At 69.0% G+C, this 19,625-nt stretch carries 21 protein-coding genes and 1 pseudogene; 17 read left to right on the forward strand and 5 right to left on the reverse strand.

Annotated elements, in window-relative coordinates; all coding sequences use genetic code 11:
• The first annotated feature begins 13 nt into the window (after positions 1-13).
• Both ACTMVF_RS21805 and ACTMVF_RS21810 read left to right on the forward strand, forming a co-directional pair.
• Positions 14-496 carry an ATP-binding protein gene (locus ACTMVF_RS21805; RefSeq protein ID WP_441272749.1) on the forward strand — a complete coding sequence of 161 codons (483 nt, stop codon included), beginning with the start codon at positions 14-16 and terminating at the stop codon, positions 494-496.
• An 88-nt stretch (positions 497-584) separates the two neighbouring features.
• Complete coding sequence (locus ACTMVF_RS21810) at positions 585-1,904, forward strand: Nramp family divalent metal transporter (RefSeq protein ID WP_441272750.1); 1,320 nt, start codon at positions 585-587, stop codon at positions 1,902-1,904.
• A gap of 15 nt (positions 1,905-1,919) precedes the next feature.
• Here ACTMVF_RS21810 and ACTMVF_RS21815 read toward each other — a convergent pair whose 3' ends face one another.
• Both ACTMVF_RS21815 and ACTMVF_RS21820 read right to left on the reverse strand, forming a co-directional pair.
• Positions 1,920-3,188, reverse strand: a complete 1,269-nt coding sequence (locus ACTMVF_RS21815) for a hypothetical protein (RefSeq protein ID WP_441272751.1) — start codon at positions 3,186-3,188, stop codon at positions 1,920-1,922.
• A gap of 89 nt (positions 3,189-3,277) precedes the next feature.
• Positions 3,278-3,793: a SigE family RNA polymerase sigma factor gene (locus ACTMVF_RS21820; protein ID WP_441272752.1), complete on the reverse strand. Its 516-nt coding sequence runs from the start codon at positions 3,791-3,793 to the stop codon at positions 3,278-3,280.
• 139 nt (positions 3,794-3,932) lie between these two features.
• Between ACTMVF_RS21820 and ACTMVF_RS21825 the strand changes: the two genes are divergently transcribed.
• Both ACTMVF_RS21825 and ACTMVF_RS21830 read left to right on the forward strand, forming a co-directional pair.
• Positions 3,933-4,364, forward strand: a complete 432-nt coding sequence (locus tag ACTMVF_RS21825) for a hypothetical protein (RefSeq protein WP_441272753.1) — start codon at positions 3,933-3,935, stop codon at positions 4,362-4,364.
• Between the two features lie 107 nt (positions 4,365-4,471).
• On the forward strand, positions 4,472-6,097 hold the full coding sequence (locus tag ACTMVF_RS21830; RefSeq protein ID WP_441272754.1) for a glycosyltransferase family 2 protein: 1,626 nt from the start codon (positions 4,472-4,474) through the stop codon (positions 6,095-6,097).
• A gap of 79 nt (positions 6,098-6,176) precedes the next feature.
• Here the strand turns inward: ACTMVF_RS21830 and ACTMVF_RS21835 are convergent, their stop codons facing one another.
• Positions 6,177-7,214: a glycoside hydrolase family 5 protein gene (locus ACTMVF_RS21835; RefSeq protein ID WP_441272755.1), complete on the reverse strand. Its 1,038-nt coding sequence runs from the start codon at positions 7,212-7,214 to the stop codon at positions 6,177-6,179.
• A gap of 148 nt (positions 7,215-7,362) precedes the next feature.
• The gene (locus ACTMVF_RS21840; protein ID WP_441272756.1) at positions 7,363-9,042 is read right to left on the reverse strand and encodes a chitinase; all 1,680 of its coding nucleotides are present in this window, start codon (positions 9,040-9,042) and stop codon (positions 7,363-7,365) included.
• Between the two features lie 243 nt (positions 9,043-9,285).
• Here ACTMVF_RS21840 and ACTMVF_RS21845 point away from each other — a divergent pair, with 243 nt between their 5' ends.
• The 13 genes and pseudogenes from ACTMVF_RS21845 to ACTMVF_RS21905 all read left to right on the forward strand — a co-directional run bounded on the left by ACTMVF_RS21845 (position 9,286) and on the right by ACTMVF_RS21905 (position 19,192).
• A complete protein-coding gene (locus ACTMVF_RS21845; protein ID WP_441272816.1) occupies positions 9,286-10,095 on the forward strand; it encodes a hypothetical protein in 810 nt (269 codons plus the stop codon).
• A gap of 78 nt (positions 10,096-10,173) precedes the next feature.
• Positions 10,174-10,881: a Flp pilus assembly protein CpaB gene (cpaB, locus tag ACTMVF_RS21850; RefSeq protein WP_441272757.1), complete on the forward strand. Its 708-nt coding sequence runs from the start codon at positions 10,174-10,176 to the stop codon at positions 10,879-10,881.
• A gap of 9 nt (positions 10,882-10,890) precedes the next feature.
• On the forward strand, positions 10,891-12,159 hold the full coding sequence (locus ACTMVF_RS21855) for an AAA family ATPase (protein ID WP_441272758.1): 1,269 nt from the start codon (positions 10,891-10,893) through the stop codon (positions 12,157-12,159).
• 44 nt (positions 12,160-12,203) lie between these two features.
• The gene (locus tag ACTMVF_RS21860) at positions 12,204-12,527 is read left to right on the forward strand and encodes a pilus assembly protein (protein WP_441272817.1); all 324 of its coding nucleotides are present in this window, start codon (positions 12,204-12,206) and stop codon (positions 12,525-12,527) included.
• A gap of 1 nt (position 12,528) precedes the next feature.
• Positions 12,529-12,897: a TadE/TadG family type IV pilus assembly protein gene (locus tag ACTMVF_RS21865; protein ID WP_441272759.1), complete on the forward strand. Its 369-nt coding sequence runs from the start codon at positions 12,529-12,531 to the stop codon at positions 12,895-12,897.
• 23 nt (positions 12,898-12,920) lie between these two features.
• Positions 12,921-14,223 (forward strand): annotated as a pseudogene (locus tag ACTMVF_RS21870) (CpaF family protein).
• A 10-nt stretch (positions 14,224-14,233) separates the two neighbouring features.
• Positions 14,234-15,181: a type II secretion system F family protein gene (locus tag ACTMVF_RS21875; RefSeq protein ID WP_441272760.1), complete on the forward strand. Its 948-nt coding sequence runs from the start codon at positions 14,234-14,236 to the stop codon at positions 15,179-15,181.
• 46 nt (positions 15,182-15,227) lie between these two features.
• Entirely contained in the window at positions 15,228-16,115 is an 888-nt protein-coding gene (locus ACTMVF_RS21880; RefSeq protein ID WP_441272818.1) for a DUF5936 domain-containing protein, read from the forward strand.
• A 69-nt stretch (positions 16,116-16,184) separates the two neighbouring features.
• Positions 16,185-16,976 (forward strand): response regulator transcription factor, encoded by a 792-nt coding sequence (locus tag ACTMVF_RS21885; protein ID WP_441272819.1) that lies wholly within the window; start codon positions 16,185-16,187, stop codon positions 16,974-16,976.
• A 156-nt stretch (positions 16,977-17,132) separates the two neighbouring features.
• On the forward strand, positions 17,133-17,327 hold the full coding sequence (locus tag ACTMVF_RS21890; protein WP_441272761.1) for a Flp family type IVb pilin: 195 nt from the start codon (positions 17,133-17,135) through the stop codon (positions 17,325-17,327).
• Positions 17,324-17,941 (forward strand): pilus assembly protein TadG-related protein, encoded by a 618-nt coding sequence (locus tag ACTMVF_RS21895; RefSeq protein WP_441272762.1) that lies wholly within the window; start codon positions 17,324-17,326, stop codon positions 17,939-17,941. The genes ACTMVF_RS21890 and ACTMVF_RS21895 overlap by 4 nt, the downstream gene beginning before the upstream one ends.
• Positions 17,942-17,975: 34 nt before the next feature.
• Positions 17,976-18,554: a hypothetical protein gene (locus ACTMVF_RS21900; RefSeq protein WP_441272763.1), complete on the forward strand. Its 579-nt coding sequence runs from the start codon at positions 17,976-17,978 to the stop codon at positions 18,552-18,554.
• Between the two features lie 8 nt (positions 18,555-18,562).
• On the forward strand, positions 18,563-19,192 hold the full coding sequence (locus ACTMVF_RS21905) for an OmpA family protein (RefSeq protein WP_441272764.1): 630 nt from the start codon (positions 18,563-18,565) through the stop codon (positions 19,190-19,192).
• Between the two features lie 36 nt (positions 19,193-19,228).
• On the opposite strand, the gene ACTMVF_RS21910 is transcribed toward ACTMVF_RS21905, so the two are convergent.
• Positions 19,229-19,612: a DUF192 domain-containing protein gene (locus ACTMVF_RS21910; RefSeq protein WP_441272765.1), complete on the reverse strand. Its 384-nt coding sequence runs from the start codon at positions 19,610-19,612 to the stop codon at positions 19,229-19,231.
• Positions 19,613-19,625: the final 13 nt, after the last annotated feature.

Here is a 19,625-nt window from a genome sequence, read left to right on the forward strand (position 1 = left end):
CCACCCTGTACCCATGCTGCACCTCGACGGGGCGCGCTTCCCGGATCCTGGTCCTCAGTACGGTTCGTATCCCCAACCACCCCTGGGGGCCGGCCATCGGAGCGTCGACTACGACCCCCGTCCCTCCGCGGTTCGTGAGGCCCGCGCGGAGGTCCGCCGCCAGTTGGAGGGATGGGGGCTCGCGGACCTGGACGACGTGGTGGACGTGGCCGAGCTGTTGGTGAGCGAACTGGCCACCAACGCCCTGCTGCACTCCGCGAGCCGCTTCGGGCTCACCCTGTTCGCCGCGCACGGGATCCTGCGCTGCGAGGTCCGGGACGGCGGCCGGCGCGTACCGATGGTGCTGGACGCCGGCGCCTCGGAGAGCGGCCGGGGGATGTTCCTGGTGGACGCGCTCGCCCGGCGCTGGGGCTGCCACCAGGACGGGTCGGGCAAGACGGTGTGGTTCGAGCTCGCGACGTGCGGGTCCGACGGCTGTGGTCGGCGACAGCCGTAGTACCCGCCCCGAACACCCATGAGCACATCGGGTGGAGATCGCGCACGCCCTCTTGTCCGACCGGCTCCTTTGAGCTTTCTTGACCACCATGGCGGAAACCACGGGAAACACAGAGACATCCCAGGCCGGTGAGGCGGACTCCCGGCCTCGCAAGTCCAGTTGGCGGTACATCGGTCCCGGCATCGTCGTCGCCGCGACCGGCGTCGGCGCCGGCGACCTCGTCGCCACCCTCATCGCGGGCAGCAACTTCGGCTACACCCTGCTCTGGGCGGCGATCATCGGCTGCCTGGTCAAGATCTCCCTGGCCGAGGCGGCGGGCCGCTGGCATCTGTCGACCGGCCGCACCCTCTTCGACGGCTGGGCGAGCCTCGGCCGCTGGACCACCTGGTTCTTCGCCGTCTACGTCGTGATCTGGGGCTTCGTCTACGGCGCGGCGGCGATGTCGTCGAGCGCGCTGCCGCTCCAGGCGCTGTTCCCGGGCGTGATGGACCTCGAATGGTGGGCCATCGCCTGCGGACTGGTCGGCCTGGTCTTCGTCTGGTTCAACAAGTACGCCGTCTTCGAGAAGGTCATGACGGTCCTGGTGGGCGTCATGTTCGTGGTGACGGTGTATCTGGCGATCCGCGTCACGCCCAACCTCGGGGACGCCTTCGCCGGTCTGCTGCCCGTCCTGCCCGACGAGAAGGACTCGATCCTCAACACCCTCGGCCTGATCGGTGGCGTCGGCGGCACCATCACGCTGGCCGCGTACGGCTATTGGGTCAACGCCAAGGGCTGGACGAACACCGGCTGGATGAAGGTCATGCGGCTCGACAACCGCGTCGCGTACGCCACGACGGGCATCTTCGTCATCGCGATGCTCTTCGTCGGCGCCGAGCTGCTGCACTCCGCGAACATCGCCATCGCCAGCGGCGACAAGGGCCTGATCCAGCTCGGCGGCATCCTGGAGGACGAATACGGCACGGCGACCGCCAAGTTCTTCCTGATCGGCTTCTTCGCCACCTCCTTCACCTCCCTCATCGGCGTCTGGCACGGCGTGAGCCTGATGTTCGCGGACTTCGTGACCCGCTACCGGGGGCGGGAGGCGCTGAAGGGCGAGGAGGTCGCCTCGGGCGAGCGGGAGCGTTCCTGGCCCTTCCGCGCCTACCTGCTCTGGCTGACCTTCCCGCCCATCGTCCTGCTCTTCCAGGGCCAGCCCTTCCGCCTGATCATCATCTACGGCGTCCTGGGCGCTGCCTTCCTGCCCTTCCTCGCCGGCACCCTGATCTGGCTCCTCAACTCCTCCCGCACCCCGAGCCAGTGGCGCAACGGCCCGCTGAGCAACGCCATGCTGGCGATCGCCGGCCTGCTGTTCCTGGTGCTGTGCGTGAAGCAGATCTGGGACCAGCCGTGGGCGGAGTTCTTCTAGCCCCCATGTCGAGGCCTAGCGGAACCGGTCCCACTGCGGGCTGAGGGCGATCTCCCGGAGCTGCTTCATGGTCAGGGCGGGGGTCTCGCGGGTCGGGGCGTCGTGCTGGGTGCCGGAGTTGAAGGCGCTGATGACGACCCGGAAGCCGTCCGTACCCGCGCGGAGGGTGTCGACGGTCCACATCACGGCGCCGTCGACGCCCTTGTCGCCGCCGCTCTGCCGAGAGGCGACCTTCGTGCCGTCGGGCAGCGTCTCGGCGCCGTCGCCGAAGAGCTGGTCGACGGTCTCCTTGTCCCCCATGCCGTGCTGGACGTCGATCTGGACGTAGCTCCTGCCCTTGCCGTCGTCGAGGACGAGATACGTGTAGTCGTTGCCCTTCTCGACCACCTCGACTCCCTTGGGGAGGAGCGGGACGAGCGTGGCCAGCACCGAGTCCACGCCCGGTTCGACGACGGTGCTCGGCGTGGCCGACGGCTTCGGCTTCTTCGGGTCCTGGGGAATGAACTCGACGTACTTGCGCCACACCTGGGCCGTCACCAGCTCCTTCAACTGGGTGGTCGACAGGGGAGGTTCGCTTCTGCTGATCGGCGCGTCCTTCTGGGCGGCGGCGTTCCACTCGTTGACCGAGACATGCTGTCCCGCCGGGGTGATCAGGTCGGCCGACCACATCTTGGTGTCGACGCGCCGGTCGGGATACTCGTACCCCTGGAACAGCTTGAGCAGCGAGCCGTCGGCCAGCCTGGTGGAGACGCAGCTGTCGTGCGGGACCAGTGTCTTGTCCGGGCAGTCGGTCGTCTCGCGGGCCTGGTCGCTGCCGGGCTCGACGCGGTTCAGGCTGACGCCGACGGCCCCCGGGCCCTGACCGTCGTCGTACACGAGGTGGACGTACGGCGGCAGCATCGAGTCCTCGGTGCCCCGTGCCTGCTGCTCGCTGACCTTGCCCTCGGGGAGCAGATCTTCGAGCGTCGCGATGAGTTCGCGGCCCGTCAGGGGGACGGGGGACGACGTCGGTGTGCCGGACGGCTGCTCGGCCACACTGGAACTGGACGGCAGCGGGGCAGGCGAACCGCCCCAGGGCACCAGCAGCGCCCCGCCCACCGCGACTGCCGTGATCCCGGCGGCGCCGCCCACCACCGCGGCCCGCCGCCTCAGCCGCAGCCGCCGCCCCCGCGCCTGTCCGGCGGCGACCAGCGCGGTCCGGTCGGCGTCGAAGCGGTCACCGGCGTCGTGCAGGGCGTGACTGAGCCGCCCCTCGAAGCGGTCCTCGTCGTGTTCCACAGGCATGGCAAACCACCGTTTCTCGGGAGTGGGGTGTGGGAGGTCGTAGGACGTCGCGGGAGGTCGTGGGAGAGAGGCGTGGGAGAGGGAGTGGGTCAGGAAGTCGCGTACTCGCCGAGGTCCTCGCCCAGCAGCTGGCGCAGCCGTCCGAGCGCCCGGGTGCACCGTGTCCGCACCGCGGCGGAACTGGCGTTCAGCGCGTCGGCGGTCTCCTCGACGGACCGGTCCTCCCAGTACCGCAGGACGACCACGGCCCGGTCCTTGGCGGGCAGCCGGGCGAGTGCCTGGAGCAGGGTCAGCCGCAGCGGCACATCCCCGTGTCCGCCGTCGGCCGCCGCCCGGTCGGGAATCGCGTCCGTGGCCCGCTCGGAGCTGCTGCGTCGCCGCTGGTGGGTGAGGAAGGCGCGGGTGAGGACGGTCTGCGCGTACCCGGCGGGGTTGTCCGCCCGGGACACCCGCCCCCAGCGGACGTAGATCCGGCCCAGGGTCTCCTGGACGAGGTCCTCGGCGAGGTGGGTGTCCCCGGCGGTCAGCAGACAGGCCGACCGGTACAGATGTCCGGCTCTGGCCGCCGCGAACTCCGCGTACTCGTCCGCGCGGGCCTGTCTCATGCGTTCCCCCTGTTGCTGTGCGCCGGCTGCCGATGAGGTCCTCACCTCACTGATGCGGCAGGGCTGGAAGAATGTTTCACCGCAGCACGAATCAGTTCCAGCGAGTACCCAGCGAGCACGAGGACCGAGGACCCCACGGATGACCGAGCAGCCACCCCCACCCGGCCCCGGCTTCGGCCCGCCCCCACCGCAGTTCGCGCCCGCACAGCCTCCGTACGCACCTGCCCAGCCTCCGTACGCGTCCGCACAGTCTCCCTACGCCCCGGTCCCGCCCCAGCCGCCGGCTCCGGCCGGCCCGGAGTTCCTGGCGATCGACAAGCGCAACGCGGTCGTGATCGATCCGTCCGGCGTCGCCTTCGAGATGTCCGGCCTCACGATCGAGTTCCACTGGCCCGAGGTCCGCAGCGTCCACTACAAGGCGAGCCCCGACGGCAAGGCCCTGATGGTCGCCGTGATCCACATGGACGGCAGGTTCTACGAGTGCGTGGTGGAGGCCAAGCCCCGGACGCGGCTGCAGGAGTGGTTCCCGCAACTGGCCTGGGTGCTCGGCCACTACCGGCCCACGGGGTGAGGATCCTTCCTTCGGGCATCCGATGTGGCAATCGGACCAGCTGAACACGCAGGTCACACCCGGGCTGGCTGTGGTGGGAGGTGAACACCACACCCAAGGAGCACGACATGAGCCGCTCGACGGCCCCCCGGCGGACAGCCCGGTCCCGGAACGCGACCCGCCTCCTCCCCCAGCCGCCGGACAGCGAGGAGAAGTACTCCTACGTGAGGCGTCACCTCTGGATCCTCACCGCCGCCTCGCTCATCAGCATGAGCTGTCTCGTCGTCAGCCAGTTCAGGCTGATCCACTCGACACCGTGGCTGATCGTCCTGCTGCCGTTCCTCGGCTTCACCGTCCTCTACTACGTGACCTCCCTGCGGGTGACCGGCTTCACCGCCGACTTCGATCTGGCGGCGCATCGCCGACTGGTCCAGGCCTGGCGTCCGAAGGAGTACCCGACGGTCGCGATCTTCCTGCCGGTGTGCGGGGAGCCCGTCGACGTGCTGGAGAACACCTGGACGCATGTGCGCCGGCTCGCCGACCGATACCCCGGCAGGTCCGTCCCGTACGTACTCGACGACTCCGCCGACCCGTCGCTCGCCGCCATGGCCGAGAAGTTCGGCTTCGTCTACGCGAGCCGGCCCAACCGAGGCTGGTTCAAGAAGGCCGGCAACCTGCACTTCGGGCTGGGCATCTCCGACGAGGAGTACATCCTCATCCTCGACGCCGACTTCGCCCCCCGCGCGGACCTGCTGGCGGAGCTGCTGCCGTACATGGAGTACGACCCGAGGACCGGCATCGTCCAGTCACCGCAGTACTTCCGCGTGCTCGACCGGCAGACGTGGGTCGAGCGTGGTGCGGGTGCCGTACAGGAACTGTTCTACCGGGCGATCCAGGTCTCCCGGCAGCGCTATGGTGGCGCCATCTGCGTGGGCAGCTGCGCCGTGTATCGGCGCACCGCGCTCGAGGCCAACGGCGGGACCACGTTGATCGAGCACTCGGAGGACGTGCACACGGGCTTCGACCTACGGCGTCTGGGCTGGGACCTGCGCTATGTGCCGATCCCCCTCGCCACCGGCAACTGCCCTGACAACGTGAGCGCCTTCTACCACCAGCAGTACCGCTGGTGCTCGGGTTCCATGAGCCTGCTGGGCAGCAGGAAGTTCTGGGACGCAAAGCTCAGGCTCACGACCCGGCTCTGTTATGTCTCCGGCTTCTTCTACTACGTCCACACGGCGCTCTTCACCTTAGTGGCACCGCTGATCCCGATCACCCTCCTGCTGGCCATGCCCGAAACGGTCAAGGTCGAGTACATGCTGCCGGTCCTGCCCAGCGTCATCTACACGGTGTTGATCTTCCCGTGGTGGCACAGGTGCCCGTACGGGCTCGAAGCTTGGGCCGTGCGTCTGATGTACGGCTGGGCGCACACGTTCGCCATCTGGGACGCCGTATGGGGCCGGCACCAGCCCTGGCGACCCACCGGTTCGGCCGCCGCCGGCCGGGACGCCAACCGGCGCTTCTGGATCGGCGTCCGGGTCTGGAGCGGCGGTACGGCGCTTGTGTGGGCGGGCGCCGCGATCTGGCGGACGCTCACTCTGTACCCGCCGGACTTCGGCCTGGTGCTGTGCTCCGGACTGTTCTACGCGGCGATCGTGGGCCGCATCCTCGTCCCGCCCCGGGCCGCCTCCGAAGCAGTCGTCCCCGTCGTCGAGCGAAGCAAGCGGGAGGTCCTCGGAGCCGGCACCCTCGGCTGAGCTCGACGTGCCCGGCGCCGGCTCCAGGCGTCGCCGGTCGTGGCGTACAGGTGGCCGTCCGGGCCGCACTGCCTGGTACTCAGCCTCTGATCCGCTCCCTGACCCAGACACCGGAGGGCTTGAGAACGCCGGTGCCGGAGAACGTGCCCGCGCGGCAGGCGCCCTTCTTGTAGACCGAGAGGTCGTTGTCGTTGTCGGAGAGACTCCACTTCGTCCAGCCGATTTTCCGCCGCGCCATCAGGTCGACCCATTTCTGCGCCTTGGCGAAGTCATTGCCCCAGCCCGTCCAGGACGCGGTGCCCCACTCCGTGACGAAGACGGGGAGCTTGGCAGAGGCGCGCTCCAGGGCTGAGTAGAACGGGTCTCCTGCCGCCGACGCGTAGAAGTGGAAGGTGTACATGATGTTGCCGGCGCGCACGGGATCCGCGACGACGTCCCGCTCGGTGGAACCCAGCGCCACGCCGAACGTGGCCCACGCCGGGGTGGGGACGAGGATCACACTGTCGGGATCGCGGGACCGGATCACCGGAATGACCGTCTCCGCGTATCGCTTGACCGTCGACCAGGGCACGTGGTGCGGCTCATTGGCGATCTCGTACATCACATTGCGCTTGTGCTTGTGGCGTTCGGCGAGTTGCTCGAAGAATGCGCGGGCTTTGTCCAGGTCCTGGAACGGATCACCCGGATGAATCGTGTGCCAGTCGACGATGACGTACATTCCACGTGCGGTCGCCATATCGATGAGTTGGCTTGCCAGTTCGGTGAACTTCCGCGGATCCGACGCATATCCGCCCTCGCGCGCATAGGTCGAGACGCGCAGCACACTCGCCCTCCAGTCATAGGCGAGGGCGTCGAGCGCGGGGCCGGTCAGGCAGTGGGCGTACCACTGCGTGCCGTGCGTGCTCATGCCCTTCAGCTGGACGGGCCTGCCGGATTCCGAGCACAGCCGCGTGCCGCAGACGCGGACCTTGCCGTACGTCTGGACGGGAGTCCTGGCCCTGGCCCCTGCGCCCGCGTCATCGCCGTACGCTGTGTTCGGGGAGAGAAGACCGAGCGTCGCTGCCAGGGCCAGGGAGGATCGAGTGATCCAACGTCTGCCGGACGTGTGGGCGCGCATCTCTGCCTCCAGTTTGATGAGATGTCATTTGAAGGCATATATGACGATAGGAATCGTCATCGGTGATACGCGCCCCCACGCTTCGCCCGCACGCCAGGGAAGGTTCACCCCCTTGGCCCACGGTCACCCGCCCGGAGGCGGCGCGCCGCTACGGCAGCGCGTGCACGTGCGGCCCCACCGCGTTCGACCAGGCGTTGCCCGCCGTCGCGTCCCAGTTCGTCGACCAGGTCATCGCGCCCCGCAGGTCGGGATAGGTCCGCGAGGGCTTGAAGGTCCCGCATCCCGTCCCCTTGGTCAGGCAGTCCAGGGCGTTGTTCACGACGGACGGTGACACATACCCGCTGCCCGCGCCCCGCGTCGAGGCCGGCAGCCCCAGCCCCACCTGGGACGGGGCGAGCCCGCCCTCCAACTGGATACAGGCCAGGGCGGTCAGGAAGTCCACCGAGCCCTGGCTGTAGACCTTGCCGTCGCAGCCCAGCATCGAACCGCTGTTGTAGTACTGCATGTTGACGACCGTGAGGATGTCCTTGATGTTCAGCGCGGTCCGGAAGTAGGCGTTCGACGTCGACTGCATGTCGATGGTCTGCGGCGCCATCGTGATGATCAGCGACGAGCCCGCCTTCGCCGAGAGCGAGCGCAGCGCCTGGGTCATGTACGTCGCGTTGAGACCGTTCTCCAGGTCGATGTCGACACCGTCGAAGCCGTACGTCTGCATCAGGGAGTACACCGAGTTCGCGAAGTTCGTCGCCGACGTCGCGTCGTTCACCGCCACCGTGCCGCGCTCGCCGCCGACCGAGACGATGACCTTCTTCCCGGCGGCCTGCTTCGCCCTGATGTCGGCCTTGAACTGGTCGACCGTGTAACCGCCAAGGCCGGCCGAGTCCAGGTTGAAGGTCACCGCGCCCGGCGTCGAGGTCGCGTCCGCGAAGGCGACGGCGATGATGTCGTACGGGGACTGGACGTCGGCGAGCTTCTGGACCGTGGCCCCGTTGTCGAAGTTCTGCCAGTAGCCGGTCACCGCGTGCTTGGGGAGGGCGGGGCCGGGGCCGGTCGGCGTGTTCGTCGTCGCCGTGACCGCCGCCGACTTCGGCGACTCACCGGCCGCGTTGGCCGCCGTGACCTGGAAGGAGTACGACGTCGAGGCCGCGAGCCCGGTCACGGTCGCCGAGGTGCCGGTCACCGCGGTCACCTTCGTGCCGTTGCGGTAGACGTGGTAGCCGGTCGCGCCCGAGACGGTGTTCCAGGCCAGGGAGACCGACGAGGAGGTCGTACCCGACACGGTGAGGCCGCTCGGGGCCCCCGGGATCGTGGGGGAGGGGCCGGTGCCGCCGCCTCCGTCGGGGCCGTACACCGACACGTCGTCCGCGTAGTAGGCCGCCTGTCCGTACCAGCCGTGCGTGTACACCGTCACCGACCTCGTGGAGGCGCCGGTGGTGAAGGTGGTCGACAGCTGCTTCCAGGTCGTCGTGTCCGGCGTCCAGGTCGAGACGTCGGTCGTGCCGGTGCCGGTCACGCCCAGGTAGGTGTAGCCCCCCTGCGCCCACGCGCTCAGCGTGTACGTCGAGTTGGGCTGCACCGCCACCGCCTGGGTGCAGCGGGCGTTGTCCTGCCCGGCCGGCGTGGCCTTCAGGGCGGTCGAACCGCCGTGTACCGGTGCGGAGACGGTCGTGCCGCTGTTCGCGGAACAGGTCCAGTCGCTCAGGCCGGACTCGAAGCCGGCGTTCTTGGCGTTGTTGACGTCCGCGGCCGAGGCGTGGCCCGCGGGGAGGAAGGTGAGGGCGAGGGCGGCCGTGACCGCGGCCATCCGGAATCTGCTGCGTATGGACATGACAAGAGGCATGCCGAACAACTTGGTCCAGACCAATTCACGTGTCAAGGGATTCGGATGGTGGAGAATTCGTGTGCGTAACCTGCCCCGTTTTGGCGTGACTTGTGCGAGAGGAGTTCCTTCCCGGCTGCAGAGAAGCTGTTCTCCGGCCACAGAGCCGTGGATACAGTGCTGAGACAGTCACGCAATGAAGTCATCGGGGAGCTGCGCGTGCCAACTGCCATTGCCGTGACCAGCGCCGACATGGCGCTGCCGGCGCAGGACGAGCGAACCGTGCCCGCCGTCGTGCTCGGAGACCTCGGCCGGGAGCCGCTGGAGCTGTCGTTGGCGGACCTGCAGACCCTGATCGAGCAGCACGGTCATGTGGTCGTCGTCTGCTCACAGGCCGCCCCACGTGAGGTCGTGCAGCGGCTGCGCACCGTACGGTCCCTCCTGGAGAGCGACCGTATCGCCCTGTTCCGCCCTGACCTGCCCCCGCTCGGACTCGCCGTCCTCGCCCGCCAGTTGCGGCAGCTGGCCTCCTGCGACCTCAGCCCCGGCGTCCTCGCCTCGGCCGGCCGGCTGCTCACCCACTACATCCACGCCGGGGCCCTTCTCGGCTCCGTCGCCAAGCTGGACCGCATCCCCGTCGACCTCAAGTCGCACGCGAAGTCCTGGGTGCCCGGCAGCCAGTTCGGCGTGCTCGCCCACCCGACGCCGCAACTGGTCCGGATCGCCCCCGGAGCCACCCTGAGCGGCCCGGAGTTCCGCACGTCGATGCTGGTCGCCCAGGGGCAGCTCCAGTCCGACTGGGTCACCTCCAACCTGGTCAAGGTCTGGAACGCACAGGGCCTGCGCGAGGCAGCGCTGCCCGCCGAGTCGGCCACCTGGTGGGGGACGCCCAAGCTGATCGAGTTCTGCGCGTATCTGCCCGATCTGTCGGTGCTTTACCAACTGGTCACCTCGGTACGGCAGAACTCCTGTCACTGGTGCGGCATCGACGTCATCGGCGACCGCTGCGTCTTCTGCTCCGCCGTCCCGCCCGCCCACGAGCAACCGGCCCGCGCCGGCTGACCGGACCCGGCCGCCCTGGCCGCCCCGACCCCACCCGACCGCTCCCGACCGATTCCCCCAATGAGGTTGTACGGTTCAATGAACTCCCGTCAGCGCCGTGGCGTGATACTCCTGCTCCTGTCGATCGTGTGCGCCCTCGGCGCCTTCGCCGGCGTCCTGTCCGTCATCAACGACGTGAAGTCCAAGGTCGGTCCCGAGGTCACCGCCTACCGCGTCAAGGCGAACATCGCCCCCTACACGCAGCTCGGCGCCGGTCAGTTCGAGAAGATCGAGATGCCCGAGCGGTGGCTGTCGGACAACGCGGTCACCAACCTCCGCGAGATCCAGGGCAAGATCGCCGTCACGACCCTCCAGAAGGGCTCGCTGCTCCAGAGCGACATGATCGTCGACCAGCCCGCCCTGAAGTCGGGAGAGCAGGAGATCGCCATCCTCATCGACGCGGCGACCGGCGTGGCCGGCAAGATCACCCCCGGCGCCACCGTCAACATCTACGCCACCTTCGAGGGGCAGCGTGACGGCGACCCCGACCAGTCCAAGCTCATCGTGGAGAACGCCAGGGTCATCGACGTGGGCGATCAGACCGCCCTCGAGCCCGACGCCGACGACCGCGACCGCGAGCCCACCGACGCCGTCCCGATCACCTTCGCGCTCCAGACCATCGACGCCCAGCGCATCACCTACGCCGAGTCGTTCGCCGACGAGGTCCGGCTCGCCCTGGTGGCACCCGGCACCGGCTCCGACGTCGACGCCACGGACCGCACATACGAACTCGCCAAGGACAAGTGAGAGGCCCCCATGCCCACGAGGATCCTCCCGGCCGTCGGCGACGCGGACGCGGTCCGGTCCCTCACGACGCTGCTCAGCCAGCTCCCCGACGCCGAGCCGGTGGCCCCGGTGGCCGACTCCACCCAACTCGTCGACACCCTCGCCCGCCTGGCCGCCGAGTCCATCGACGAGCTGCCCGAGGTCGTCGTCGTCCACGAACGCATCGGACCCGTCCCGGCCCTGGAACTCATCCGCGACGTCGCCCTGCGCTTCCCGGCGGTGGGCGTCATCCTCGTCACCTCCGACGCGAGCCCCGGCCTCTTCCAGGCCGCCATGGACTACGGCGCGCGGGGCCTGGTCGCCCTGCCGCTGAGCTACGAGGAGCTGGCCAGCCGCGTCAACGCGGTGGCCCAGTGGTCGGTGGGTGTACGGCGTCATCTCGGCGCCGGCGGCGATGTGTTCAGCGGCGTCGGCGGCACGGTCGTGACGGTGAGCGGCGCGAAGGGCGGGGTCGGGACCACCCTCACGGCCGTCCAACTGGCCCTCGCCGCCCAGGCGTCGGGCCGCAGCACCGCCCTGCTCGACATGGACCTGCAGACCGGCGACATCGCCGCCTACCTGGACATCCAGTTCCGCCGCTCGGTCGTCGACCTCGCCACCATCAACGACATCACGCCGCGCGTGCTGGCGGACGCGGTGTTCCGGCACGACACCGGCGTCTCCCTGCTCCTCGCCCCCGGCGACGGCGAACGCGGCGAGGAGGTCACCGACCGCGCCGCCCGCCACATCGTCGGCGCCCTGCGCTCCCGCTACGAGGTCGTCGTCATCGACTGCGGCGCCCAGCTGACCGGCGCGAGCGCGGCCGCCGTGGAGATGGCCGACACGGCGCTCCTCGTCACCACTCCGGACGTGGTCGCGGTGCGCGGCGCCAAGCGCACCGTCCGGATGTGGGACCGCCTGCAGATCCGCAAGGCGGAGGAGACCACGATCGTCGTCAACCGCTACTCGCGCGCCACCGAGATCCAGCCCGCCCTGATCCAGCGGATCACCGGCACGGGCATCGCGAGCACCGCGATCCCCGCCAACTTCAAGGAACTCCAGGGCGCGGTCGACGCCGGCCGGGTGCACGAGCTGGACAGCAAGGGGTCGGTCAAGCAGGCCCTGTGGGCGCTCGCGGGCGAGCTGGGCCTGGTCAAGGGCACCGAGGGCGCCGCCCAGCAGCGCCGCAACGGCCGGGCGCGGGGCGGGGACCGGACGGCGGCGCTGACGTTCCGGCGGCGCAAGGAGCTCGGGAGGTGAAGCGGCGGGGGGACAAGGGCCAGGTGACGATCGAGTTCCTGGGCATGATGCCGCTGATCATCGTCACCTTGGTGCTGCTGTGGCAGTTCGTGCTGGTGGGGTACACGTTCACCCTCGCGGGGAATGCTGCGGACGAGGCGGCGCGGGCGGCTACGGCGGTACCGTCCGGCGAGCGGCTCGGGGCCTGCCAGGAGGCCGGGTTGGACAAGCTCCCCGACGCGTGGACCGGCGAGGTGACCTGCGGTGCCGAGGGCGGCTACGTCACGGCCGACGTCAGGCTCCGGATCCCCGTCCTCTTCCCCGGCGCCATCGGTTTCCCCTTCGACATCGAGGGCCACGCGGGCGCCGTCGAGGAGGACAGGGACTGAGATGCCGTACGACAGGAAAGTCCGCGACCGCGGCCAAGTCGCCATCGAGTACCTCGGGTTCATCCCGATCCTGATCCTCGTCGCCATGGCGGGCGTACAGATCGGGCTCATCGCCTACACCGCCCAGCAGGCCGGAACGGCGGCCCGGGCGGGAGCGCGTGCCGCCTCCCTCGAACCCGGTGCCGCCCAGGAAGGGTGCCAGACCGCGGTCAGCAGCTGGCTCGCCGCCGGGACCGACTGCGCGGAGGCGTCCGGCGGCGACGTGGTCACGGTCACCGCCACCGTCCGGATCCCGTCCATCGTTCCCGGCTGGGACTTCGGCGACGCACAGAAGACCGCGACCATGCCGCTCGACTCGACCACCGACTGACGCAGGAACGAGGAGCACCGACGATGAGCCTGCGCGCACGCATCAACACCCCCGAGGAGCCCGGCAGCCGGGGCGAGGACGGCCACCTGGTCGCCTCGTACCGGGCCAAGCTCCTGGAGGAGATCGACCTCGCGGAGATGAGCTCCCTGGCGGCGGCGGAGCGCCGGGCCCGCCTGGAACGAGTCCTCGGGCACATCATCAGCCGTGAGGGCCCGGTGCTGTCGACGGTCGAGCGCTCGCAGCTGATCCGCAGGGTCGTCGACGAGGCGCTCGGACTCGGCATCCTCGAACCCCTCCTGGAGGACGCGTCGATCACCGAGATCATGGTGAACGGCCCGGACGCGATCTTCGTCGAACGCGCGGGCCGGGTCGAGCAGTTGCCGCTCCGCTTCCCGTCCCACGACCAGCTGATGCAGACGATCGAGCGGATCGTCTCGACGGTGAACCGGCGGGTGGACGAGTCCAACCCGATGGTGGACGCGCGCCTGCCGTCCGGCGAGCGCGTGAACGTCATCATCCCGCCGCTGTCCCTGACCGGCGCGACGCTGACGATCCGCCGTTTCCCCCGCTCCTTCACCCTGCACGAGATGACCGGCCTCGGTTCGCTCGACGAGCCCATGGTGTATCTGCTGGCCGGGCTGGTGCAGGCGAAGTTCAACATCATCGTCTCGGGCGCGACGGGCACGGGCAAGACCACGCTGCTCAACGCCCTGTCGGGGCTGATCCCCGAGCGCGAGCGCATCATCACCATCGAGGACTCGGCCGAACTCCAGCTCCAGCAGTCCCATGTGATCCGGCTGGAGTCGCGCCCGCCGAACGTCGAGGGCAAGGGCCAGGTCACGATCCGCGACCTGGTCCGCAACTCCCTCCCGCGGCGGCGAGTCCCTGGACATGCTCCAGGCGATGTCGACCGGCCACGACGGCTCCCTCGCCACCGTGCACGCCAACAGCACGGAGGACGCCCTGATGCGCCTGAAGACCCTCGCGTCCATGGCCGATGTGACGGTCCCCTTCGAGGCGCTGCACGACCAGATCAACAGCGCGGTGGACGTGATCATCCAGCTGACCCGTTTCCCGGACGGCGCCCGCAGGATCACCGAGATCGCGATCCTGGACAGCCACGGCGCGGAGCCGTACCGCGTGGTGACGGCGGCCCGCTTCCACGCCCAGCCCATGACGCCGGACGGCCGCGTCCACGGCGCCTTCGCGTACTACCCCCTCCCGCGCCGCACCGCGGACCGCCTCTACATGGCGAGCCAGCCGATACCCCAGGCCTTCGGCGTCGCCCAGTCACCGCTCGAGCTCGCCACCCGAGAAGCCAGGTAGGACCCCACCCATGGACCTGCAGACCCGCATCACCCTCACGACCGGCGTCGCCCTGCTGACCTGCGCCCTGGCCGTGGTGGGCGTCCACGCGTACGCCGCCGGCCGGGCCCAGCGCCAGGCCTTGGTCGACCGTCTGACGGCCAGCGGCCAGATCGCCGGAGCCGGCGGCCGCCGACGCCGCTTCGCGGACCTGGACCGCCGCCTGCGCCGTACGAAGCCGGGAAAGCGGCTGGAACTCCGCCTGGCGGCGACCGGCCTGGACGTGACCCCCGGTGAGTTCTTCGTCTACATGCTGGCGACGGTGGCGGGCCTGTGGCTGGTCGGCCAGGCGACCCTGGCGCCGTTCTTCGGCCCGATCGCGGGCCTGCTGGGCGTGTGGGCGGCGGTGCAGTTCCTCAACTGGCAACGCCAGAAGCGCATCGAGAGGTTCATCAACCAACTCCCGGAAATGGCCCGCATCCTGGCGAACGCGGCTCACGCGGGACTCGCCCTGCGTACGGCCATCGGCCTGGCCGCGGAGGAACTGGAGGCCCCGGCGGGCGAGGAACTGGCCAAGGTCTCCAACCAGCTGGCGCTGGGCGCCTCGATGGACGACGCCCTGGGTGAGCTGGCGGAACGCCTGCCGTCCCGCGAACTGGTCGTCCTGGTGACCACGCTGGTGCTGTCCAACCGGGCCGGCGGCCAGGTGGTGAGCGCGCTGCGGAACCTCACGGAGACGCTGGAGGAGCGCAAGGAGACGCGACGCGAGGTCCGTACCCAGCTGTCCCAGGTGAGCATGACGTCGTACGCGGTCCCGGCCCTGGGCGTGGGCTCGCTGTTCCTGATGAACGGCGTGCAGGACGGCGCCCTGGACCGTATGACGGGTTCGCCGTTCGGCCAGGCGGCGGTGCTGATCGCGTTCGGGCTGTACGCGGTGGGGTTCGTACTCATCCGCCGCCTGTCGCGGATCGACGTCTGAGCCGCAGAAAGGAGGCGACGGGACAATGGGAATCGGACTCGGACAAGTGGGACTTCTCCTGGCCCTGGTGATGGCCCTGAGCGTGTGGGGGATCTTCGCCGGCATCCGCATGTACCGCGCGGAGGCGAAACTCCCCGGCGACCTGGCGCTGGCCCTGGAGATCGGCGCGACCCGCACCGGCGCCGTGGACTCCGTCGTCGACCGCATGGGCATGCGCTACGCTCCCGCCGTACTGCGCCTGATGGGCCCGAAGCTGGTCGCCAAGTACCGCCGCAAGATCGACCTCGCGGGCAACCCCGGCGGCCTGACCATCGACCGCTACGCGGCCAGGCGCGCGGTGTACGGCTTCCTGGGCGCGGTCGGCTTCCTGGTCTTCCTCCTCCGCGGCCAGGTGCTGATAGCTCTCCTCCTCCTGGCCTTCGGCGCCTTCTGGACGGAGGTCGGCATCTGGTCGGCGATCCGGATCAGGAAGGACGAGATCGAACGCACCCTGCCCGACTTCCTGGACGTACTCGCGGTCGTGGTGAGCGCGGGCCTGGGCTTCCGCCAGGCACTGGACCGGGTCGCCTCGAAGTACGAGGGTCCCTGGGCCGACGAACTCCGCATCACCCTGCGCCAGATGGACCTCGGCATGAGCCGCCGCCAGGCCTTCGCGGAGCTGAGGCGGCGCAACGACTCGGAACAGGTGGCGATGTTCGTGACGGCGCTCCAGCAGGGTGAGGAACTGGGCGCCCCGATCGTCGACACGCTGGTGGCACTGGCGAAGGACATGCGCCGCACGGATGCGCAGAACGCCCGGCGGAAGGCGGCGCGGGCGGTACCCAAGGCCACGATGATGATCACGACGTTCATGGTTCCGGCGACGATGATCCTGCTGGGGGCGGGGTTGTTGCTGGGGTCGGGGACGGACTTCGGGTCGTTGACGGGGGAGTAGGGGGCGGGTGAGGTCTGTGTCGATGACCAGGGCGCCGTGGGCGCCGAGGACTTGGGCGAAGGCGGCCACATGAACGAGCGGAAGCCGCTCCCCGCTGCCACGCCTCTGCGGCTCGTGGTCGCTGCCGACAACCCTGCCGTCCGAGGGGGCCTGGCGGCCCTCCTCATCGCTCGGGCGGACGCGAGGGTGGTGGCAGAGGTGACGAACGCCCACGAGGCCCACGAGGCGGCAGCCGACCACCGTCCCGACATGATCCTCCTGGACGTCCGCCTACCGGGCATGGACGGCGTCACGGCACTTCCGCGACTCGTGAGCATCGCCCCGGTGATGATGCTGACGTACCGCGATGAGCCGGAGTCGGAGACGGAGCCGGAGTCGGAGACGGTTCGGGAGGCGTTGCGCCGAGGGGCCGTCGGCTACCTGGTCCACGGTGAGTTCACGGCGGACGAACTGGTGGATGCCGTACGGGACATCGGGGATGGCATGCGACGGCGGGACAGGATGCCGCGCCCGCCGCGTCCCACTCCCCCGGAAGCAACTGGATCACTAGCGCAAGCAAACGCCCAACTGTCAACCAGCACAAGCAATTCCCCGGAACACCTTTCGCAAATGCAACCAGATGTGGGACAGTCGTCCTCGGACCGGTCGCGGTTCCGGCTGAGCAGGAGGGAGGCGGAGATCATGGGCCTGATCGCATCGGGCATGAACAACCAGCAGATCGCCGCCACCTGCTTCATCAGCGAGAAGACGGTCAAGAACCACATCAACCGCATATTCGCCAAACTCCACAGCACCAGCCGTGCGGATGCCGCCGCCAAGTGGCTGGGCAGGGCCCCGGGTTCACCCCCAGGACGGAGCTGATGGCGATGACACAGCGATGGTTTTCGGCCTGGGTCCGGAATCGGGTCCAGGCACCCTCTGGTGTTTCGGGTATTTCCGCTTACTTTTCTCGCAAGACTTCTCTTGAGACTTGCGAGCTCAGCGCTCAGCGATCGCTGAACACCAGAGGGGAACACCATGAGCAACTGGATCAACACCACCGTCGAGCACCTGCGCTCCCGTGCCGCTCGCGACGACAGGGGGCAGACGGCGGTGGAGTATCTGGGGATCATCGCGGTGGTCGTGGCGATCGTGCTGGCCATCACAGGGACGGACATTGGTCAGACGATCTACGACGCGATTGTGGAACAGATCGACGAGCTCACCGGATGACCAGGCGCCGCACGTTCGGCGACTCAGGGCAGGCCTTCCCCATCTACATCACGGTGGTGGGCGGCCTGCTCTTTCTCGCTTTCGCCTACCTCGCGGTCGGCCAGGCCGCAGCAAATCGGAACGGTGCCCAGACAGCCGCCGACGCGGCCGCGCTGGCGGCGGCACAGGACACGCGGGACCAGCTCGCGGGCATGTGGCTGGGCGACGTACTCGATCCGACGAAATGGCAGGATGTCTTCGACGGCAACGTGCCGGGCCTGGCTCTGTCATGCTGGCGCGCAGACCAACTTGCGACGCAGAACGACGCCCATGTCGAAGCTTGCACTCCGACGGGCCCCCTGGGCTACACGGTCGAGATCGAGACCGACGAGCCGGTGGGAGAGTCCATCGTCCCCGGTACAGAGAACAAGTACTCGCGGGCGTCTGCCACCGCTGTCATCGAGCCACGTTGCACATTCGATCTTCCTGGCGATGGTGCCGAGGGCAGCGAGGGGAACGAAGTACTGCCGCTCCCGCAGCTCACTTGCGACGACAGGAACTGGGACCCGGATCCGGAAGACCCGACCACGCTCCCGGACCCCGAGGACCTCTTCGACGTCCACCTGGCCGACTAAGAAGCGAACGACGAGTGACGAAGGAAGCAGAGGCATGAGTATTCGGTTCACGGCGAAGGCCCACAGAGGGATGGTCGCGCTGACCGTTGCGGCTGGACTGGCCCTCGGCGTGGCCGGCTGCGGAAGTGGTGGCGACGGCGGTAAGAAGCCCAAGACGTCGGCTTCGGCCTCCAAGGACGATGGGTCCAACCCGAGTGCTCAAGAGGGGACGGATGACCTCCTTGCCGAGCTCAAGGGTGAGGACGGCCTGATTCTCAGGATCACCTCTGTTCAGCGCGATTCAGGCGGATTCGTCACCGTCAGTGGTGAGTTGAAGAACGACGGCGACGACCCAGCTCGCGTTTCGGCCCGGACATCGGGTGACGAGACCGAGATCATCAGGCACGGAACGTCGTTCGGCGGAGCAACGCTCGTCGACTCGGCTAGCAAGAAGCGCTATTACGTCCTGCGCGACACAGACGGCCGTCCTCTCACGACGACGGGCATGCCGCGCATCAAGGCAGGCGACTCCATCCCCGTGTTCATGCAGTTCCCGTCCCCGCCCACCAGCACGACCGAAGTCAGCTTCCAACTGCCGACATTCGCCTCGGCCTCCATCCAGATCTCCGGATGAGGCTCCCCATGACCCCCACCCCTCGCCTCACCCTCACCCTCACCGCAGCCACAGTCATGCTCGCCACCCACATCCTCGGCACCACCACAGCCGACGCGGCCGACGACCCCAGCGTCCCGCCCGGCACCGAAGCGACCGCCACCGCCCCCGTGGAAGTGGACGCGAACGACCCCGACCTCAAGCTCCCCGAGGGTGCAACCCTCGCCGAACCCAAGGTCCTGGACATCAAGCAGGTCGTAGAGGACCAGGCCGGTGAGGAACGCCGCGAAGACACGAACACGGACGTGAAGTTCGCCCTCCAGGCGGAGGTCCTCTTCCCCAAGGACAGCGCGAAGCTGACCGGCGAGGCGAAGGCCCGCATCTCGGAGATCGCCGAGGAGATCAAGACCCAGAACGCCACCCGCATCCGCGTCTTCGGCTTCACCGACAATCTGGGCTCCTCGGCCCACGGCGACGTCCTGTCGAGGAAGCGGGCGAACGCCGTACAGGGGATTCTGGACGCGGAGCTGAACGACTCGACGGTCACGTACGAGGTGAGGGGGTACGGGGAGCAGTACCCGATCTCGTCCAACGCCACGGAGGCGGGGCGTAAGAAGAACCGGCGGGTGGAGGTGTCGTTCCCGCGCTCGGACAACTGACGACGCACAACCCCGGGAAGTGAGGGGGAGGGACGGTCATTCGGCCTCGACCTCGACCTCGGCCTCGACCGACACCCGCACCCCCACCCGCACCCCCCACCCCGCCATGACCCCGGCCGCCGCCTCCAGCACATGCCGCGAACGAAGCCGGGGCAGGCCCATGCGCCCCGGCCTCATGGTGCCCACGGCGATGACGTTCAGCTCGCGGTCGAGATGGGCGACGTCGATGGGGATGCGCATGCGGAAGGTGTGCACCCCACTGGCGGGCGTCAGCAGCATCGCCCCGTCGACGGAATCACGCCCCAGAAGCCCCTTCGTACGGGCCCGGTACGACGACGCGAACTCCAGGGGAACCGAGACGTCACCCCGCTCCCCGTGCACGACCAGCGTCCCCCGCCCGTCACGCCACCGTCGTCCCATGCTCGGACACCTC

The organism is Streptomyces sp. SD31 (genome assembly GCF_052068475.1).
Classification (GTDB): Bacteria; Actinomycetota; Actinomycetes; order Streptomycetales; family Streptomycetaceae; genus Streptomyces.

What these genes read in the sequence shown, in the direction of transcription:
- ACTMVF_RS21805 (WP_441272749.1), top strand. Translation starts at nt 14, where the DNA reads ATGCTGCACCTCGACGGGGCGCGCTTCCCGGATCCTGGTCCTCAGTAC.
- ACTMVF_RS21810 (WP_441272750.1), top strand. Translation starts at nt 585, where the DNA reads ATGGCGGAAACCACGGGAAACACAGAGACATCCCAGGCCGGTGAGGCG.
- ACTMVF_RS21815 (WP_441272751.1), bottom strand. Translation starts at nt 3,188, where the DNA reads ATGCCTGTGGAACACGACGAGGACCGCTTCGAGGGGCGGCTCAGTCAC.
- ACTMVF_RS21820 (WP_441272752.1), bottom strand. Translation starts at nt 3,793, where the DNA reads ATGAGACAGGCCCGCGCGGACGAGTACGCGGAGTTCGCGGCGGCCAGA.
- ACTMVF_RS21825 (WP_441272753.1), top strand. Translation starts at nt 3,933, where the DNA reads ATGACCGAGCAGCCACCCCCACCCGGCCCCGGCTTCGGCCCGCCCCCA.
- ACTMVF_RS21830 (WP_441272754.1), top strand. Translation starts at nt 4,472, where the DNA reads ATGAGCCGCTCGACGGCCCCCCGGCGGACAGCCCGGTCCCGGAACGCG.
- ACTMVF_RS21835 (WP_441272755.1), bottom strand. Translation starts at nt 7,214, where the DNA reads ATGCGCGCCCACACGTCCGGCAGACGTTGGATCACTCGATCCTCCCTG.
- ACTMVF_RS21840 (WP_441272756.1), bottom strand. Translation starts at nt 9,042, where the DNA reads ATGTCCATACGCAGCAGATTCCGGATGGCCGCGGTCACGGCCGCCCTC.
- ACTMVF_RS21845 (WP_441272816.1), top strand. Translation starts at nt 9,286, where the DNA reads ATGGCGCTGCCGGCGCAGGACGAGCGAACCGTGCCCGCCGTCGTGCTC.
- cpaB (WP_441272757.1), top strand. Translation starts at nt 10,174, where the DNA reads ATGAACTCCCGTCAGCGCCGTGGCGTGATACTCCTGCTCCTGTCGATC.
- ACTMVF_RS21855 (WP_441272758.1), top strand. Translation starts at nt 10,891, where the DNA reads ATGCCCACGAGGATCCTCCCGGCCGTCGGCGACGCGGACGCGGTCCGG.
- ACTMVF_RS21860 (WP_441272817.1), top strand. Translation starts at nt 12,204, where the DNA reads ATGATGCCGCTGATCATCGTCACCTTGGTGCTGCTGTGGCAGTTCGTG.
- ACTMVF_RS21865 (WP_441272759.1), top strand. Translation starts at nt 12,529, where the DNA reads ATGCCGTACGACAGGAAAGTCCGCGACCGCGGCCAAGTCGCCATCGAG.
- ACTMVF_RS21875 (WP_441272760.1), top strand. Translation starts at nt 14,234, where the DNA reads ATGGACCTGCAGACCCGCATCACCCTCACGACCGGCGTCGCCCTGCTG.
- ACTMVF_RS21885 (WP_441272819.1), top strand. Translation starts at nt 16,185, where the DNA reads ATGAACGAGCGGAAGCCGCTCCCCGCTGCCACGCCTCTGCGGCTCGTG.
- ACTMVF_RS21890 (WP_441272761.1), top strand. Translation starts at nt 17,133, where the DNA reads ATGAGCAACTGGATCAACACCACCGTCGAGCACCTGCGCTCCCGTGCC.
- ACTMVF_RS21895 (WP_441272762.1), top strand. Translation starts at nt 17,324, where the DNA reads ATGACCAGGCGCCGCACGTTCGGCGACTCAGGGCAGGCCTTCCCCATC.
- ACTMVF_RS21900 (WP_441272763.1), top strand. Translation starts at nt 17,976, where the DNA reads ATGAGTATTCGGTTCACGGCGAAGGCCCACAGAGGGATGGTCGCGCTG.
- ACTMVF_RS21905 (WP_441272764.1), top strand. Translation starts at nt 18,563, where the DNA reads ATGACCCCCACCCCTCGCCTCACCCTCACCCTCACCGCAGCCACAGTC.
- ACTMVF_RS21910 (WP_441272765.1), bottom strand. Translation starts at nt 19,612, where the DNA reads ATGGGACGACGGTGGCGTGACGGGCGGGGGACGCTGGTCGTGCACGGG.